The following is a 13,262-nucleotide window of genomic DNA, read 5'->3' on the forward strand; positions in this document are numbered from 1 at the left end:
GCCTTAACCCTTCTTAGAGCCAGACCGAACCGTCAGTGGCTGTCAGCTATGTGCGTTCGGCGGGCAAGGTGGCGGACAATCAATTGCCGAGCTCAATTGCTGCAGCATTCTTGTGCCACGAGGAATTGGCTGGACGAATGAGCATGTATCGCTATATTGCCTTTGCTGTGACAGCGGCGAGTGCCGCAGCGATGCTCTATGTCGGGTTATACCAGAGCCGACTCGTCGGCCGCCTGATTTGTCCGATCTTTGGCGAGGGGTGCGAAGGGGTCGCCGACGCCCCGTTCGCGCGCCCCTTCGGCATTCCCGACGGTTATATCGGCGCCGTCCTCTACATCGCGATCCTCGGCCTGTTGATCGCGCCTCCCGTCCGCTGGAGCTGGATCGCGCTGCTCGTACTCGCCGGTGCAGCAACCGCGGCAAACATACTCGGCCTGCGCGACATGATGAACTTCGGAGGCTACTGCTTCTATTGCCTGACGACGGCGCTCTTGTCCCGGGTGTTGCTCTGGTCGGTCTGGAAGCTCGGATGACATCGAAGGAGTTGCCGCATGGATTCCGAATCTTCCGCCACCGCTGACCACGCGCTGCACGACGCCGCCAATCGCAGGCGGGTCGATTCGGACTATGTGTTCCACGAATTGACCCGCAGCATCTGCCCATCCTGCAAGCGCCTGATCGACGCCAAGATCCTGCTGCGCGACAACAAGGTCTACATGAGCAAGCGCTGTCCCCGATGCGGACCGTTCATGTCGCTCATTTACGGTGATGCCGAGGCCTACATCTCATTCGCGAGATACAACAAGCCCGGAACGATTCCGCTGGCACGCGGCACTCAGATCGAGCACGGCTGCCCGCGTGATTGCGGGCTTTGCCCGGACCACGAGCAGCACGCCTGCCTCGGCATCATTGAGATCAACAGCGCCTGCGACATGGATTGCCCGCTCTGTCTTGCCGATGCCGAGCCCGGGTTCAGCCTGACGTTGGAGGAGGTCGAGCAAATGCTCGACGATTATGTGCGGACCGAAGGGCGGCCGGAGGTCGTGCAGTTTTCCGGCGGGGAGCCGACCATCCATCCTCACATCATCGATTTCGTGCGCGCCGCACAGGCGCGCGATATCCGCTTCGTCATGCTCAACACCAATGGCAAGCGCATCGCTCGCGACGATCGGTTCCTTGAGCAGCTCAATGACGTGCGACCGTCGCTCTATTTTCAGTTCGACGCCTTTGAGCGGGAGACGTACCGGGTCCTGCGCGACGAGCCTGATATCCTCGAGGAGAAGCTGCAGGCGCTCGATCGGCTCGCGGACATCGGGCTGAACATCACGATCGTTCCCGCCATCGAGCGTGGCGTGAACGACCATGAAATCGGCAGGATCGTAGAATTCGCGATCGAGCATCCGGCGATCAGGGGTATCACCTTCCAGCCGGCATTCCACGCCGGCCGCCATGGCTGCGACCGCCGGTGATGCGGGCGGCGTGCTGGCTCCTGCTTGCAGCGGTCGTCTTGACGCTGCTGGCCGTCAACCAAGGAATTCGTCCCGACCTGGGCCCAAGCGGCCGCGGACCGTCATTGAGACTCGTCGGGAGAGACGACGGCAGCAGCCCGCGGTGTTGTCGATGGCGAACGTAACCGTACGCATTTCTCGTCAAGCGCTTGAGGTGCTCCTTGTCGAGCGGCCGATCGGCGCCGATCGAGACCCGGGATCGCTGGAGGCCTTCCTGGTCAGCCTGCCGGACCACTGGCCGCAATGGCGGCTTGCAGCTTCTTGGATCTCGAAGAGCTCTTCGAATGCTTTCATTGGCGAACTTTCCAGCGACTCGCGGACTAGTTTACGAAGGTATGGTGTCAAGCAGCAAGCTACCTGAGCGTATTCGTACGCATGATATCTACGCGTCGATGATCGTGTCCCATGTAGTGGCGCAGACTGGTGGCAAGGCACCCGCGTTCGCCGACAAGGTCCGGTAAGGTCATCTTCAGCAAAGATCAGAGCGGATCGCACTCAATTGACGCGATTGCCGCTGTGTCGAGGGCACTGTAGTTGCCGTTCCGGACGGCACGAACCCTGGCGAGATCACCGAGGCTCAACTTGAGGCGATGATAGGCAGGGCCATCATGTAGAAGTTTGACGGCTTCGCCGACCACTAGGCTCGCGGCAGTGGTGCCGACGAAAGGAACTGCGACGGACTTGCCCGCGAGATCTCGGCGGCGCAAACGTCCTGCGCGAGCGTGTGACAGCCACGATTTTCGCTGGCAACGCGCTCCTGGTCGGCCTCGACCTTTGCTAACTCTTCCTTCGTTTGGTCGGGCCACAGCTCCTCGGGGCTGCGAGGATTGGGAAGGGTGTGGAAGCTGATCGTATCGAAGTTGTTCGCGGTGCCGCCGAGGCCGCTTTCGATTACTTGGGTAAATCCAGCACTGGGCAGGTCACGCCGGGCTGGATTGGTGTCAAAACCGCAAATGCAAGCGTGGGTTCGTCATCTTGAAGCCGAAAACCGGCATCGAATTTTCGTTCGACGAGCCGCACTTGCTCGAACCCACGCCGGTTGAGCCATATGTCACAGGCGCGCGGTTTGAACTTTCTGATGAAGCCTGTTTCGAAGAGAATGCCAGTCTCGACATTGTCCTTTATGACCTTGTCGAAATCGAAGAGGGCGAAGTCAGCATCTATCGGCCTGACGTAAGGCAAGGTCGCGAGTGTGAGCGTGGGAGAATTCGTGAATCTTTCCAAAACGCTCCGCGAAATACGTCTGGTGCGTGGGCACAGCCTGCGGGAGGTTGAGGACGCCACCGGTATTTCCAATACCTATTTGTCGCAATTGGAACGTGGTGACGCGTCGAAGCCATCACCGGACAAGTTGCAGGCGTTGGCGGAGCCGGAATGCGAAAGCTGCATCCATCGCGGCCACCGACAACGGGGCTGCTCAGCTCGCGGCACTGGAAGCCAAGCGGGCCAGCGAATATGCGCGGCTTGACAGCCTCAAGACGGACCTCGATCGCCTGAACCGGGAGCCGCGCGAACGCGGTTCTCCACTACGCTCATGCTGCAATCTCTTCGCGCACTTCGCCGGACCTGAGCAGGGGTGGCAGCCAGCCCGTTCCGGCCAGCAACTGCTCGGCGCGTTCGGCCATGGCCTTCTTCTTGAGGCTCACGATCCGGCGGGCGGCCTCGTCGCCCGCAGCTTCGCGAACCGCGTCAGCAATGCGATCCTTGCCGACCCGGCCAAGATAACCGGCGACGGTCGGTTGCCAGTAGCGGGCCATGTCGTGCTGCATGGCCTTGGCCAGACTTGCCGCATGTTCAAGCGCAAATGCCTGCGATTCATCACCGGGACGCTGGATGACGTCGAGCGACAGGGATGCGCAATGGGCGAGCAGGGACATCAGCTCATCCATGCTGAGCGAGGACACAAACGACCAGAGCGCCCTTCCCTCGATGGCCAGGCGTGATGCCCAAGCTTCATGCCGCGCGAGAATCGCCTGCCACGCCGCAGTCTCATCCATGCCGGACGCAGCGCTCGAAAGAGTTGTGGCGTTGAGCGCGAGGCCAAGGCAGGACAGGTCATTGAAGCGATAGAAGGCCTTCGCCGCCAGCGCAGTCGTGACCGCGATCAGGGCCAGCTCTGGAACCTGCGCGAGATCGTTGCGCAGCGCCGCTGTCCAGTGTGCGGTCAGCTCGGCAACCAAGGCGGCGGATAGCCCATCGGTTTTGGCGGCCGGTTTGGAGGATGCTTCGGCCTCCGGGCCATTCTTCTCCTCAGCTTCCTTCTCCGGCTCGTCCTGTTCGATGCGAGCCTCGCCGCCATTGCCGAGGGCGATAAAGACGCCTGCGCGGGCGATATCCTCGGGCCGAAACGTTTCCTCGGTCAGGGCCGCGCTTTCCTGTTCGAGGCGCTCGATCTCGTTGAGCGTCTCATCGGACGGATCATCCTGCTCGGCCTCACAGTTCAAGGCGCCTAGCCGCTCCTGCATAGCTTGCAGCTTCTGTTGCTCCTCTTCTGTCAGCTCCCTCGCAACCGTCTTGATCGTGGCCATGGCGGAGGTGCGGCGGTAGTCGAACTCGGGAACGACTTCGACCCATTTCTACCCTTCATCCATGACAGTCTCGGCAACAGACTGGAGCTTCTCGCGCACAAGACGGTTGAGCAGGGGCGGCGTCGGCAAGATAGCCGCCTTCCTAATAGAACAAATCGCGGATGACCGTGCCGCCCGCTCTCTCGTAGGCGTCGATGCCAACAAAGACGGCTCGACGGTCGCCGATGGAAACCTGACCTTCGGTCAGGGCATGCAGGATGGCCCGGCGGCTCTTGTCCCATCCGAGCATTTCCCAGACTTCTTCCTGCCGCGCGTGGTCGTCGGTGACGGTGAAGGCGGTCAGTTGGTCGAGGTTCATCTCGCCTGCACGGTAGAGATTAAGCAGGGCGGGACTGACCGCGCCGAGTGAGAGGCGCTGTTTGACAACCGCAGGGGCGACGCCATAGCGGCCCGCGAGATATGGTCATGCCTTCCTTGGTCTGAAGCTCGGCAAAGGCTTCATATTCGTCGGCGGGATGCATGTTGGAGCGGATCGCGTTCTCAGCGAGACTGATCTCGATGGCATTGTGCTCGACGTCACAAATGCAGGGGATCGGTTCATCCTTCTTGATCTCCTTGCGCTTCACGCGAAGCAATTGCGCGAGGCGGCGTCCCTCGCCTGCATTGACAAGGTTTAATGGCCGGTGGGTTTGCCCTTGGGGCCAAGCTCGGGCTCGACGACCGGGAATTGCAGCATGCCGAGGGAGGCGATGCTGGCGGCCAGCGCTTCGATCTCGACAGGCGTGTGCGGTACCTTGCGCACATTCTTCGGCGACTTCTTGATCTTGCCGAGCGGACCGCGCTTGCGCGGGGGAGCCAAAACCCGGAGGGCCTGCCCCCTTGCGCCGCGCCGAGGCGGAGCCTAAGCCCTCTGCCGCGGCAGCGGCGAAATGAAGCAAAAAATGAAAGCGTGCGCGCATGCGCATCGCCCCGGAGAAATGTCACCCGGCCGCGTGAGCATAGCGACCCGAAGGGGCACGCGGCACGAGTGTAGCGACGAGACCGGTTAAGAGCGGCACCCGGGAACGGGGCAGTGCGAGCGGTCGCCGCAGGCGCCCCCCTTTTCCGAGTGCCCCCCGCGAGGAGTACCTTGTGTCCTGCGCGAGGGATCGTTGCCCGCACGGCGTGCGCCGTTGTGGCGTGAAGAAGGGAGTGTTCGAAAGAATGGAGCCTACTGGTTTGGCTCTTATCTGCCCGACTTACCGGTGTCGGAAACGACTGAGACCTCGAAAGAGGAACGGGACCAGAGCATGTCGGGAAACGTCTCGAAATCGGGCGCCGCAGCCCGGTGGAGAGCACAAAGGTAAGGTGTGCATGGTGAAAGCTGTATTGCCTGAATCCCAGTTTCCAGTTGCCAAAGGGCTGGCGGTAGCGAACGCGGCTGACACGCTACGCCACGCGGGGCCAATCGCACCGGCCAGTGCGATTCGCCACCAGTCTGCGTGGGACGACCTCTGTCGGAGGATCAAGGAAGCGAATGGGACACCTAAACACACCGCAACTCCCCACACACGCAACTACGGGATCGCCTGCAGTAGGTTCGTTCGCGAACCTATGGCGACGGAGCCGTCGTAGTACCCAAATGCCCGGCGTAATGGCCGGGACAGCCGCCGCGAGGCGGACGATCATGCGTATAAGACCGGGTGACCGGTTCGAAAGCGCCTCCGATCGGGGGAAGGACGATGCCGCTAACAACGGCATGTGCAGTATGCGTAGAAGAGATTCTTCAACGGAGAGGTTCTGCTGATGCAGGCCGTTACCATCCAGAGGAGAATTGAATCACTTCCGACCTTGTCGCGGTCGGACAAGCGGATCAATGGCCTTCACCGCCTGATGAGATCTCCATTTCTCTTCGAGCGGGCCTACGAAAAGGTCTCCCAAAATAAGGGAGCTTTGACGCCCGGTGTTGACGGCAAGACCTTCGACGGCATGTCGCTGGCGAAGCTCGCCGACCTCGCCTGTCGCGTGGCAGAGGGCACATATCGCTTCCGGCCTGTCCGACGGGTGTACATCCCGAAGGACAACGGCAAAACACGACCGCTGGGTATCCCTACGGTGGAAGACCGGCTCGTTCAGGAGGCGGTCAGGATTCTACTCGAAGCGATCTACGAACCTGTGTTCCTCGATGAGTTCGCACGGGTTCCGCCCGGGACGATCCTGTCATACCGCACTCAAGTCCATCAAGAAGACCTGGACGGGCTGCAAGTGGCTAGTCGAAGTGGATGTACGTGGGTTCTTCGACAACATCGACCATGACATTCTGCTTGGGCTTCTAAAGAAGCGGATCGATGACGACAAGTTCATCGGTCTGATCGAAGGAATGCTCAAAGCAGGCTACATGGAAGATTGGGTCTACGGGCGCACTTACAGTGGCACGCCACAGGGCGGCGTTGTCTCGCCCTTGCTCGCCAATATCTATCTGCACGAGCTGGACCAGCACATGCAGATGATGAAGGCGGGCTTCGAAAAGGGTCGCGATCGACGTCCATTCCCGCGCTACGCGGCGTTGGAACGGCGCGTCCTTAGTCTCCGCCGGAAAATTGAACGGCTCCGCGCCGAAGGCGCGGATCGGGCCGAGATCGACGCTGCATTCGCGGAGATCAAAGCCATCAATCAGGAAAGACGGAAAGTGCCTTCCGTCGATCCGATGGACCCCAACTTCAAAAGGCTTCGCTACTGCCGGTACGCCGACGATTTCCTCATCGGCGTGATCGGGAGCAAGCGGGAAGCGTGTGAGATCATGGCTTGCGTCGAACAATTCCTGACGCAGACATTGAAGCTCAGCGTGTCGCCCGAGAAAAGTGGGGTCTACGCCGCTTCAAAGGGAGTGACCTTCCTGAGCTATCGCATCTCGACATACACATCCTATGGGGCTGGACGTAAATCCAACCGCACGGGACCGGATGGACGGACCTGGCGCGTGGTACGCCGGCCGACCACCGGCAATGTCAGTTTGCGAGTGCCGCGGAAGGAGGTTACCGAGTTCTGCAGGCGACATGGCTATGGCGATCTCGCCAGAAAAACTGGCCGTCCGCGCGAGCAGTTCTTGGTTACCAGCGATGTCGCAACCGTCCTCGCCTATAACTCAGAGTTCCGTGGCTTTGCCAACTACCATTCGTTTGCTGATGACTTCAAGGGCGCCTTGGGGCTGTTGGAGCTTGTTGTGTTCCGCAGCCTTGTGAAGACGCTGGCGATGCGACATCGGACGACGAGAGCGAGAACCATGGCGCGTCTGTGGAATGGTACGGACTACGAGGTCAGCTCTGTGGTCCGTGGTAAGCTTCGCAGCATCAAGCTGTGGAGGTTGAAGCATCTGACCCAAACCTACTGGACAAGTCCTGTAGTCGACAACGTCACAGCAGGGGCGTGGTGGGTCAAAAGCCCAAATGATCTGATCGATCGCCTCAACGCTCGCAGATGCGAAGCGTGCAGCGATACGACCGGACCATTTGAGATGCATCATCTCCGCCGCCTAGGGGACTTGCGAAGCGGATCGCTGACGGTCTGGAAGCGGTCCGGTTGGCGGCGCAAGACGATTGTCCTGTGCCCGTCATGCCGTGCAGCTGTTTCTGGTCGAGAGCATGCGCGTACGGAAAGCCGTGTGCATTGAAAGGTGCCCGCACGGTTTGGGGGGAGGCGTAGGGATATCCTCCTCGAGGTGTCCCGCGCCTACCCTACTGAGACGGGATGGCTCGGTGAGCTCGCTCATAGAGCCCGGTCCGCGCAGCGAACGCGCCGGCGGAAAGATCTTCAGACATGCGGCTGGACGGCGCCGAGCCAAGGTGAAATAATTTCCGGCTGCAATTTTAGCGCGTTCAGTATTTTAAACATGGGGCACATATGGGGACGGGATTTCCTCGCGCTTTTTCGTCACTCTCAGTTCTGGCTTGGCTGATGGTTGTCGCGCTCACCTGCGGCGCATGCACGCGCGCCGAGCTTGTCGACAAGGCCGATGCCTATGACCTCCAGCAACAAGCAGATTCTGCTGAATGCGGTGCGCGCCAGCCAGCCTGCGCCCATGTCGTTTGTCGGCTTTGGGGACGTGCTCGCAAGCCCGAACTTTTCGGGCAACGCGGGCGGCACGTTCAACTTCTCCCCGTCCGCTCTAAGCAACTATACGCTCAAACCGACAGTCGCTTATGGGGGCGGCTTCTCACAATTCACGATCAACAACCTGAACCATGAGAAGTTCGCGACAGCCAATGCGAAAGCCCGTCGATCCGAAACTTGTCGACTATTTTCATGAGCGGAATTGGCCCATTGAAATGGTCAACCTGCTTCTCATTCACGCGATCCAGATGCCGCCGGCCGATCATGAACGGATGATCCGCACCACCGAAGCAAAATGCGGTAGCGACCCTGCGGAACGGAGGCAACAAATCTGCCCTCAATTGTACCGTGACGACGAGGCTTATCAGGATTGCAGGGCTCGACACCTGACCCTCGATGATCCCGTCATCCTCAACTCGGCTCGCGAGTTTTGCACGATGCACAAGTTTCAATACACGCTGCGGATGCTCCGGCTCCTGAAAGAAAAGAGCTATCCTGTTTCCCGAAGACCCCCCGAAGGTATGCTCTATTACCTGGGTGAACTCATCGCCGCGCAAAATTACTCGATCCAGCAATACAGGCCACAGCTCTTCATCGCGAGCGAGGGGTCGCACCGCCTCGTCGACTTTTCGTGGTCGAACGAGGAATTTCGGCCAATGCCGCGGTTCAGATTATGTTGAATGGCGAAGGTTTCTATATTCCCCGGCCGCAAGTCGGCACTGTCGCAGAAGCACGTTCGCTCCAGGTTCTTGATCTCGTATCGCAGGCGATTGTGATGGCAACGTCGAAAGATAGCCTGCCCAAGACAAACAGCGTCAGCCTGGTTGCTGTGCGCTGACCCGTTGAAGTCTATCGCATGGCTTGCGGCCCTCGCCGCAAGCCATGCGAACGGTCGGAGAGACCATGGACGTGAGTCTACCACAACAATCTCTGAGACGGCGATACAACTATGGATTTTTTTAGGGAACAGGCGTAACCTGCGACGACTTGGGGCTGTCACATGCTGTCGCACATCGCCTTGGTGTCTCTCACTAGGGACGTCTCGCTGGCGCAACTGGCGCCGGTTTCTGCCGCGATTCAGAAGCAGGTCTCACGCGATTTCGGCCCACTCTGGAATGTGGACGCCACGGTCGATGCCTTCGACAAGCTGGAGGACGTTCCGGTCGGCTATTGGCACGTGTTGCTGCAGGACGAGCTGCCAAACGGAGCGGCGGGACTGCACAAGCGGGATGACGACAAGCAACCATTCGCTCTGGTCGGCTTGACCAACAACTGGACGGTCTTCCTGAGCCATGAAGTACTTGAAATGCTGGTCGATCCGCAGGGCACCCTCACGCGCGCGGGCAATTCCCTGAAGCCCGGCCAAGGGCGGGTCGAATACCTCATCGAGGTCTGCGATCCATGCCAGTCTTCAAAATTCGCCTATTCGGTGAACTCAGTCCTCGTCTCGGATTTCTATACGCCGCACTATTTCGACCCGGTGAAGAGCAGTGGAGTACGATACAGCTATTCGGGACAGCTGCGCGGCCCGCGCGAAGTGCTGGATGGAGGCTATCTCTCCTGGTTTGACCCACAATCTCGGCACCTGTTCCAGCTCCAAATGGACGGCAGCAAGTCGACGATCATCGATCGCGGCGAGATCCCCTTCGACACGAATAGCCTGCGGGCCTTTTCCGACCAGGTCTCGGCAGACCGACGCGAGGCGGTGCTGAACGGAGGATCGCGGGCAGGACTGCTTTTGAACGCCGCCGTCGATTTTCGGAAAACGAGCCGTATTGGACGATCGAAGCTGACGGCGGTGGACGAGGCTCAGACTGCGCATGCGGATAGTCTGCGGGCACAACTCGAGCGGATCACTTCGGCGCGCTAAATCTTGCTTCAAGGGGGATTACAAAATGAAACCTTCTCTGCTGGTTGCTTCGTCCATCGCCTTCATGTGCCTCACGACGGCATCCGCTCTCGCCGAAGAAGATATCCCGGCCCTTGGGCAGGTAACCACCAATAAGAAAACCGCCCTCAAGACGGCCCCCAGCGCTCAGGCGAGCGCCTCAAGGATGATCGAGCCCAACACCGACCTGCGCTGGGTGAGAGGCGATCGCAAGGGAAAATATGTGCGGGTTATTGCGCCGAAAGGACCAAGTGGCTGGGTCCTGGCCGCAGACGTCAAATCGCTCGTCAAGCCCGATTTGACCAGCATTGCTCTTGAAGCATCTGCGCCCCCATGTGTGTCTCCGGAGACCATAAAGGCCTGCACCACGAAGAAGCCGACCGGCTGTGCTGCACCCGACAGCGCCCACGGCGCAATCAACCGGATGAAGCGGACGATGCCACCGGAGGGAGCGGTCACAACCGTGACCTTCGATACGTTCTCCCAGCTCCAGAGCGTAGCCGAGGAGCGCGTCGGTCAAGCCGCCGAGATAGAGCCTGCCGATCGGGATCAGATCAAAAGTATCGAGATAGCCGAAGGCACCGTGGGTGAAGGATCTCTGGTTCGCCTCGTCGCCTTCCTATCGGCCGGCAAGCCGCATGCAAACACAGGCGAGTCCGTAAACTGCAATCTCAAGAGCGAAGAGAACAATGACCTGCATATTTCCGTCACCGAGAAGAAGAACGGCAGCGAATTTGACGGCATCGTGGTTGAGATGATCCCCCAAGATCGACCGGATAACTGGACCGCGTCCGACCTCGCGACGCTGCGAGGCAAGGTGCTCCTGATTGAAGGAGCGCTGCTGTACGACAATATGCATGTCACGAACGGCGATCCGAATAATCCGCTTAACGGGCAGCCCAAGCGCTTCTCATTGTGGGAAATTCACCCGATCACGTCGCTAAAGATCTGCAAGAAGGCCACCGCCAGTCAGTGTGACCCGGAGCGCGCTTCCGATTGGAAGGATTTTTAGCGCACGACCAGCAAGCGCATGCGGGACGAACAGAGGCACCACGGACCGACGCGAGCCCCGAGTACCCCGGCAGGGGAACATACCTCACTTGCTTCGGAGGCGGTGGGCTCGCGCTGGTCTTTGCGTTTACCTATCTTCTGTCGAAGCTTTCGTTGGCTCATGCGCTACCTTAACAACAAGCCATTTCACGGAATATCGCCGCGCTTGCGATTTCCGCCGATCGATTGCGGCCTATTCCAGAAAAATTCGCGATTGCCGGTAGCGGCTTCTGCGTACTGATCGATCGCTACGATAATTGCCTGGACGTGGTGATAGCACCATCCTTCATGCACGCCGATGCGCCGCACTTCCGCGAGCGTCTTGAGGAATGGCGGCTGATCCGGACTGTCCGTGAAATACTTCAGCGGCTCGCGCATCACCACCTTCGGCCGCCAAGGACGCGGCCTTTCACGGGACCCCGGCTGAAGCTTCTTCAACGCATCGCGTTGGGTGCACAGCCCTTCAATCTTAGCCTGCATGCGCACGAGCAGCGCCTCTGCCGAAGCGGTCGCGATGCCCGCGCGCTGGAGCAGAAGGAACGGCACAGAGGAAGGCCGCGCCAAGCTCGGCCACCAACTCCTCAACCGCGTAACCCTCGTCACCAAAGCGCTTACGGCCAAAGTCACGGTTGAGGCGCTTTTCGTGACGGGTCCAGTGCGTCGTTTCATGAGCGAGCGTTGCATAGTAGCTGACAGCATCCTCAAAGAAGTCGACGCAGGGCATGGATGTTGTCGGTTGAGGGCACGTAACAGGCGCGGCTCCCGCCATGGACAATATTCGCCCTCGTCACCGCAAAGAAGGCGTCAGAATGCGCGATGCGTTGCACTGGATCGGTCGGGGTGCCCATAGTAGTGCGCCGGAAGTCCCTCGATCTGTTCCACATTGAACACCGTGTAGCCTTTCATGAAGGGAATGGCGCGTTCGGCTCCTTCGCCGTTTCCTTGTTGGCGTCTTTGCGGATCATCTTGTCGGCGTAGACGACAAGGGTACCGGTCTCGCCCTTGCGGACATGGGCGCCGAGTTCACTCGCCTGCCGATAAGTCATCCAGATGGCAGCGCCATAGCCGTGATCGATGGCGGCGGACCACAGCACGAGGACATTGATGCCTTGATAGGGGATACCGTTGCCGCGCAGGGGACGGGTGACGCGTCCGTTGGCATGCTCGACTTCCATGGCTGGTGCCATGGCGTCACGCCGTTCTCGAGAGCAGCCCACACTGACATAATGACTGAGCAATTGTCGCGAGTAGCCGCGGGTTTTCAGCCATGCAGTATCGACGAGAATTCCCTCTGGAAGTTCCCTTTCGAGGCGGTTCAAAAGTCTCTGACTTTGTCCAGCCATGCTTGAGCATATTTTCAAACCGAGTTCCAGTTTGAAAAATGCCAAAAAAGTCAAGCAAAACTAGACGAAATGCTAATTCTATAAACCGGCCGCCTTGGCTGTCGGGGATCGGAGTTGGTTGCGGGAGCCGGATTTGAACCAGCGACCTCAAGGTTATGAGCCTTGCGAGCTACCAGGCTACTCCATCCCGCGGCCGAAGGGAGCACCGATATGCTCGCATCTTTCAAAAGTTGTATGACGATTATCTCACAACCCCAAGGCATCCGATCGGTTAGTCAGGTCCTCACGGCTTGGCTCTGAGGCTGGAATTTTCCGCGAACCACGCTCCAGTTTTTGTGCCGCTTTGTGCCAGTTTTGTGCTGTGGAGTTTTTGGTAGGGCTTGGTAATCGGCGCCGGGATTGACGAACTACTTGGAAAATAATGGTTTCCCTTGAAACTCGATGAGGAACAGGTAGTCCTGAGCGAGGTAGTGACGAAACGCCGCTTCTGCGAGCGAGCCGTCCGCCAACCCGTTTGTGAAGGGATGCTCGGTGAAGGCCCGCCACTCAGCGGACACTTCTGTCTTTAGACGCTCGAAGAACTCACGATCTTTTTTGCCTGGCTTGCTTTCCCGTGAACGTCTTTGGCTCGCTACCGATAGCGCGTTCCGAACCGGGTGGACGCTGACCATGAACAGGCCGCCGCGATCAACCGGCACGATGGCGCACGGAATTCGCTTGCCGTCGGTCGCCGGGACTGGACTTGCGTTCTCACGTTATCACCAACAAAAGGCACATGCCCTGTCTAAGTTTCAGTTACGGACGAACCGCACCAGTTTCGCACCAGAAACACCCCGCACGAAGTGCAACGAACGTG

The 13,262-nt window shown here is 59.4% G+C and carries 17 protein-coding genes, 1 tRNA gene and 2 pseudogenes; 9 read left to right on the forward strand and 11 right to left on the reverse strand.

Features of this window, described 5'->3' with window-relative positions; translation table 11 throughout:
* Positions 1-68: 68 nt before the first annotated feature.
* Both ACR9YP_RS40570 and ACR9YP_RS40575 read left to right on the forward strand, forming a co-directional pair.
* On the forward strand, positions 69-533 hold the full coding sequence (locus ACR9YP_RS40570; RefSeq protein ID WP_474218731.1) for a vitamin K epoxide reductase family protein: 465 nt from the start codon (positions 69-71) through the stop codon (positions 531-533).
* 18 nt (positions 534-551) lie between these two features.
* The gene (locus ACR9YP_RS40575; protein ID WP_474218732.1) at positions 552-1,469 is read left to right on the forward strand and encodes a radical SAM protein; all 918 of its coding nucleotides are present in this window, start codon (positions 552-554) and stop codon (positions 1,467-1,469) included.
* A gap of 930 nt (positions 1,470-2,399) precedes the next feature.
* Here ACR9YP_RS40575 and ACR9YP_RS40580 read toward each other — a convergent pair.
* A complete protein-coding gene (locus ACR9YP_RS40580; protein WP_474218733.1) occupies positions 2,400-2,732 on the reverse strand; it encodes a hypothetical protein in 333 nt (110 codons plus the stop codon).
* On the opposite strand from ACR9YP_RS40580, the gene ACR9YP_RS40585 reads away from it, so the two are divergent.
* Positions 2,719-2,976, forward strand: a complete 258-nt coding sequence (locus tag ACR9YP_RS40585; protein WP_474218734.1) for a helix-turn-helix domain-containing protein — start codon at positions 2,719-2,721, stop codon at positions 2,974-2,976. The two genes, ACR9YP_RS40580 and ACR9YP_RS40585, sit on opposite strands and share 14 nt — an antisense overlap.
* Before the next feature lie 64 nt (positions 2,977-3,040).
* Here ACR9YP_RS40585 and ACR9YP_RS40590 read toward each other — a convergent pair whose 3' ends face one another.
* The 4 genes from ACR9YP_RS40590 to ACR9YP_RS40605 form a co-directional block, all read right to left on the reverse strand.
* On the reverse strand, positions 3,041-4,036 hold the full coding sequence (locus tag ACR9YP_RS40590) for a hypothetical protein (protein ID WP_474218735.1): 996 nt from the start codon (positions 4,034-4,036) through the stop codon (positions 3,041-3,043).
* Between the two features lie 142 nt (positions 4,037-4,178).
* Positions 4,179-4,394: a hypothetical protein gene (locus ACR9YP_RS40595; protein ID WP_474218736.1), complete on the reverse strand. Its 216-nt coding sequence runs from the start codon at positions 4,392-4,394 to the stop codon at positions 4,179-4,181.
* A 19-nt stretch (positions 4,395-4,413) separates the two neighbouring features.
* On the reverse strand, positions 4,414-4,662 hold the full coding sequence (locus ACR9YP_RS40600) for a hypothetical protein (RefSeq protein WP_474218737.1): 249 nt from the start codon (positions 4,660-4,662) through the stop codon (positions 4,414-4,416).
* A 47-nt stretch (positions 4,663-4,709) separates the two neighbouring features.
* The gene (locus ACR9YP_RS40605; protein ID WP_474218738.1) at positions 4,710-4,895 is read right to left on the reverse strand and encodes a hypothetical protein; all 186 of its coding nucleotides are present in this window, start codon (positions 4,893-4,895) and stop codon (positions 4,710-4,712) included.
* A 926-nt stretch (positions 4,896-5,821) separates the two neighbouring features.
* On the opposite strand from ACR9YP_RS40605, the gene ACR9YP_RS40610 reads away from it, so the two are divergent.
* The 6 genes from ACR9YP_RS40610 to ACR9YP_RS40635 all read left to right on the forward strand — a co-directional run bounded on the left by ACR9YP_RS40610 (position 5,822) and on the right by ACR9YP_RS40635 (position 11,025).
* A complete protein-coding gene (locus ACR9YP_RS40610; protein WP_474218739.1) occupies positions 5,822-6,331 on the forward strand; it encodes a hypothetical protein in 510 nt (169 codons plus the stop codon).
* Complete coding sequence (locus tag ACR9YP_RS40615) at positions 6,255-7,685, forward strand: reverse transcriptase/maturase family protein (RefSeq protein ID WP_474221209.1); 1,431 nt, start codon at positions 6,255-6,257, stop codon at positions 7,683-7,685. The genes ACR9YP_RS40610 and ACR9YP_RS40615 overlap by 77 nt, the downstream gene beginning before the upstream one ends.
* A 348-nt stretch (positions 7,686-8,033) precedes the next feature.
* Complete coding sequence (locus ACR9YP_RS40620) at positions 8,034-8,321, forward strand: hypothetical protein (protein ID WP_474218740.1); 288 nt, start codon at positions 8,034-8,036, stop codon at positions 8,319-8,321.
* The gene (locus tag ACR9YP_RS40625) at positions 8,278-8,805 is read left to right on the forward strand and encodes a hypothetical protein (RefSeq protein ID WP_474218741.1); all 528 of its coding nucleotides are present in this window, start codon (positions 8,278-8,280) and stop codon (positions 8,803-8,805) included. The genes ACR9YP_RS40620 and ACR9YP_RS40625 overlap by 44 nt, the downstream gene beginning before the upstream one ends.
* A gap of 320 nt (positions 8,806-9,125) precedes the next feature.
* Positions 9,126-9,995: a hypothetical protein gene (locus ACR9YP_RS40630; protein WP_474218742.1), complete on the forward strand. Its 870-nt coding sequence runs from the start codon at positions 9,126-9,128 to the stop codon at positions 9,993-9,995.
* Between the two features lie 25 nt (positions 9,996-10,020).
* On the forward strand, positions 10,021-11,025 hold the full coding sequence (locus tag ACR9YP_RS40635) for an SH3 domain-containing protein (protein WP_474218743.1): 1,005 nt from the start codon (positions 10,021-10,023) through the stop codon (positions 11,023-11,025).
* Positions 11,026-11,210: 185 nt separating this feature from the next.
* Here the strand turns inward: ACR9YP_RS40635 and ACR9YP_RS40640 are convergent, their stop codons facing one another.
* From ACR9YP_RS40640 to ACR9YP_RS40665, 6 genes and pseudogenes are all read right to left on the reverse strand, one after another.
* Complete coding sequence (locus ACR9YP_RS40640; RefSeq protein WP_474221219.1) at positions 11,211-11,627, reverse strand: hypothetical protein; 417 nt, start codon at positions 11,625-11,627, stop codon at positions 11,211-11,213.
* Entirely contained in the window at positions 11,533-11,832 is a 300-nt protein-coding gene (locus ACR9YP_RS40645) for a zincin-like metallopeptidase domain-containing protein (protein ID WP_474218744.1), read from the reverse strand. The genes ACR9YP_RS40640 and ACR9YP_RS40645 overlap by 95 nt, the downstream gene beginning before the upstream one ends.
* Positions 11,833-11,965: 133 nt before the next feature.
* Entirely contained in the window at positions 11,966-12,250 is a 285-nt protein-coding gene (locus ACR9YP_RS40650; RefSeq protein WP_474221210.1) for an ArdC-like ssDNA-binding domain-containing protein, read from the reverse strand.
* Between the two features lie 78 nt (positions 12,251-12,328).
* Positions 12,329-12,406, reverse strand: a pseudogene (locus ACR9YP_RS40655) (hypothetical protein); the annotation flags it as partial.
* A 115-nt stretch (positions 12,407-12,521) separates the two neighbouring features.
* A tRNA-Met gene (locus ACR9YP_RS40660) sits at positions 12,522-12,598 on the reverse strand.
* A 242-nt stretch (positions 12,599-12,840) separates the two neighbouring features.
* Positions 12,841-12,963 (reverse strand): annotated as a pseudogene (locus ACR9YP_RS40665) (thiaminase II/PqqC family protein); the annotation flags it as partial.
* Positions 12,964-13,262: the final 299 nt, after the last annotated feature.

The sequence above is a fragment of the Bradyrhizobium sp. BR14999 genome (assembly GCF_056106085.1).

What these genes read in the sequence shown, in the direction of transcription:
- ACR9YP_RS40590 (WP_474218735.1), bottom strand. Translation starts at nt 4,036, where the DNA reads ATGGCCACGATCAAGACGGTTGCGAGGGAGCTGACAGAAGAGGAGCAA.
- ACR9YP_RS40620 (WP_474218740.1), top strand. Translation starts at nt 8,034, where the DNA reads ATGACCTCCAGCAACAAGCAGATTCTGCTGAATGCGGTGCGCGCCAGC.
- ACR9YP_RS40650 (WP_474221210.1), bottom strand. Translation starts at nt 12,250, where the DNA reads ATGGCACCAGCCATGGAAGTCGAGCATGCCAACGGACGCGTCACCCGT.
- ACR9YP_RS40595 (WP_474218736.1), bottom strand. Translation starts at nt 4,394, where the DNA reads ATGAACCTCGACCAACTGACCGCCTTCACCGTCACCGACGACCACGCG.
- ACR9YP_RS40625 (WP_474218741.1), top strand. Translation starts at nt 8,278, where the DNA reads ATGCGAAAGCCCGTCGATCCGAAACTTGTCGACTATTTTCATGAGCGG.
- ACR9YP_RS40645 (WP_474218744.1), bottom strand. Translation starts at nt 11,832, where the DNA reads ATGGCGGGAGCCGCGCCTGTTACGTGCCCTCAACCGACAACATCCATG.
- ACR9YP_RS40575 (WP_474218732.1), top strand. Translation starts at nt 552, where the DNA reads ATGGATTCCGAATCTTCCGCCACCGCTGACCACGCGCTGCACGACGCC.
- ACR9YP_RS40630 (WP_474218742.1), top strand. Translation starts at nt 9,126, where the DNA reads ATGCTGTCGCACATCGCCTTGGTGTCTCTCACTAGGGACGTCTCGCTG.
- ACR9YP_RS40610 (WP_474218739.1), top strand. Translation starts at nt 5,822, where the DNA reads ATGCAGGCCGTTACCATCCAGAGGAGAATTGAATCACTTCCGACCTTG.
- ACR9YP_RS40635 (WP_474218743.1), top strand. Translation starts at nt 10,021, where the DNA reads ATGAAACCTTCTCTGCTGGTTGCTTCGTCCATCGCCTTCATGTGCCTC.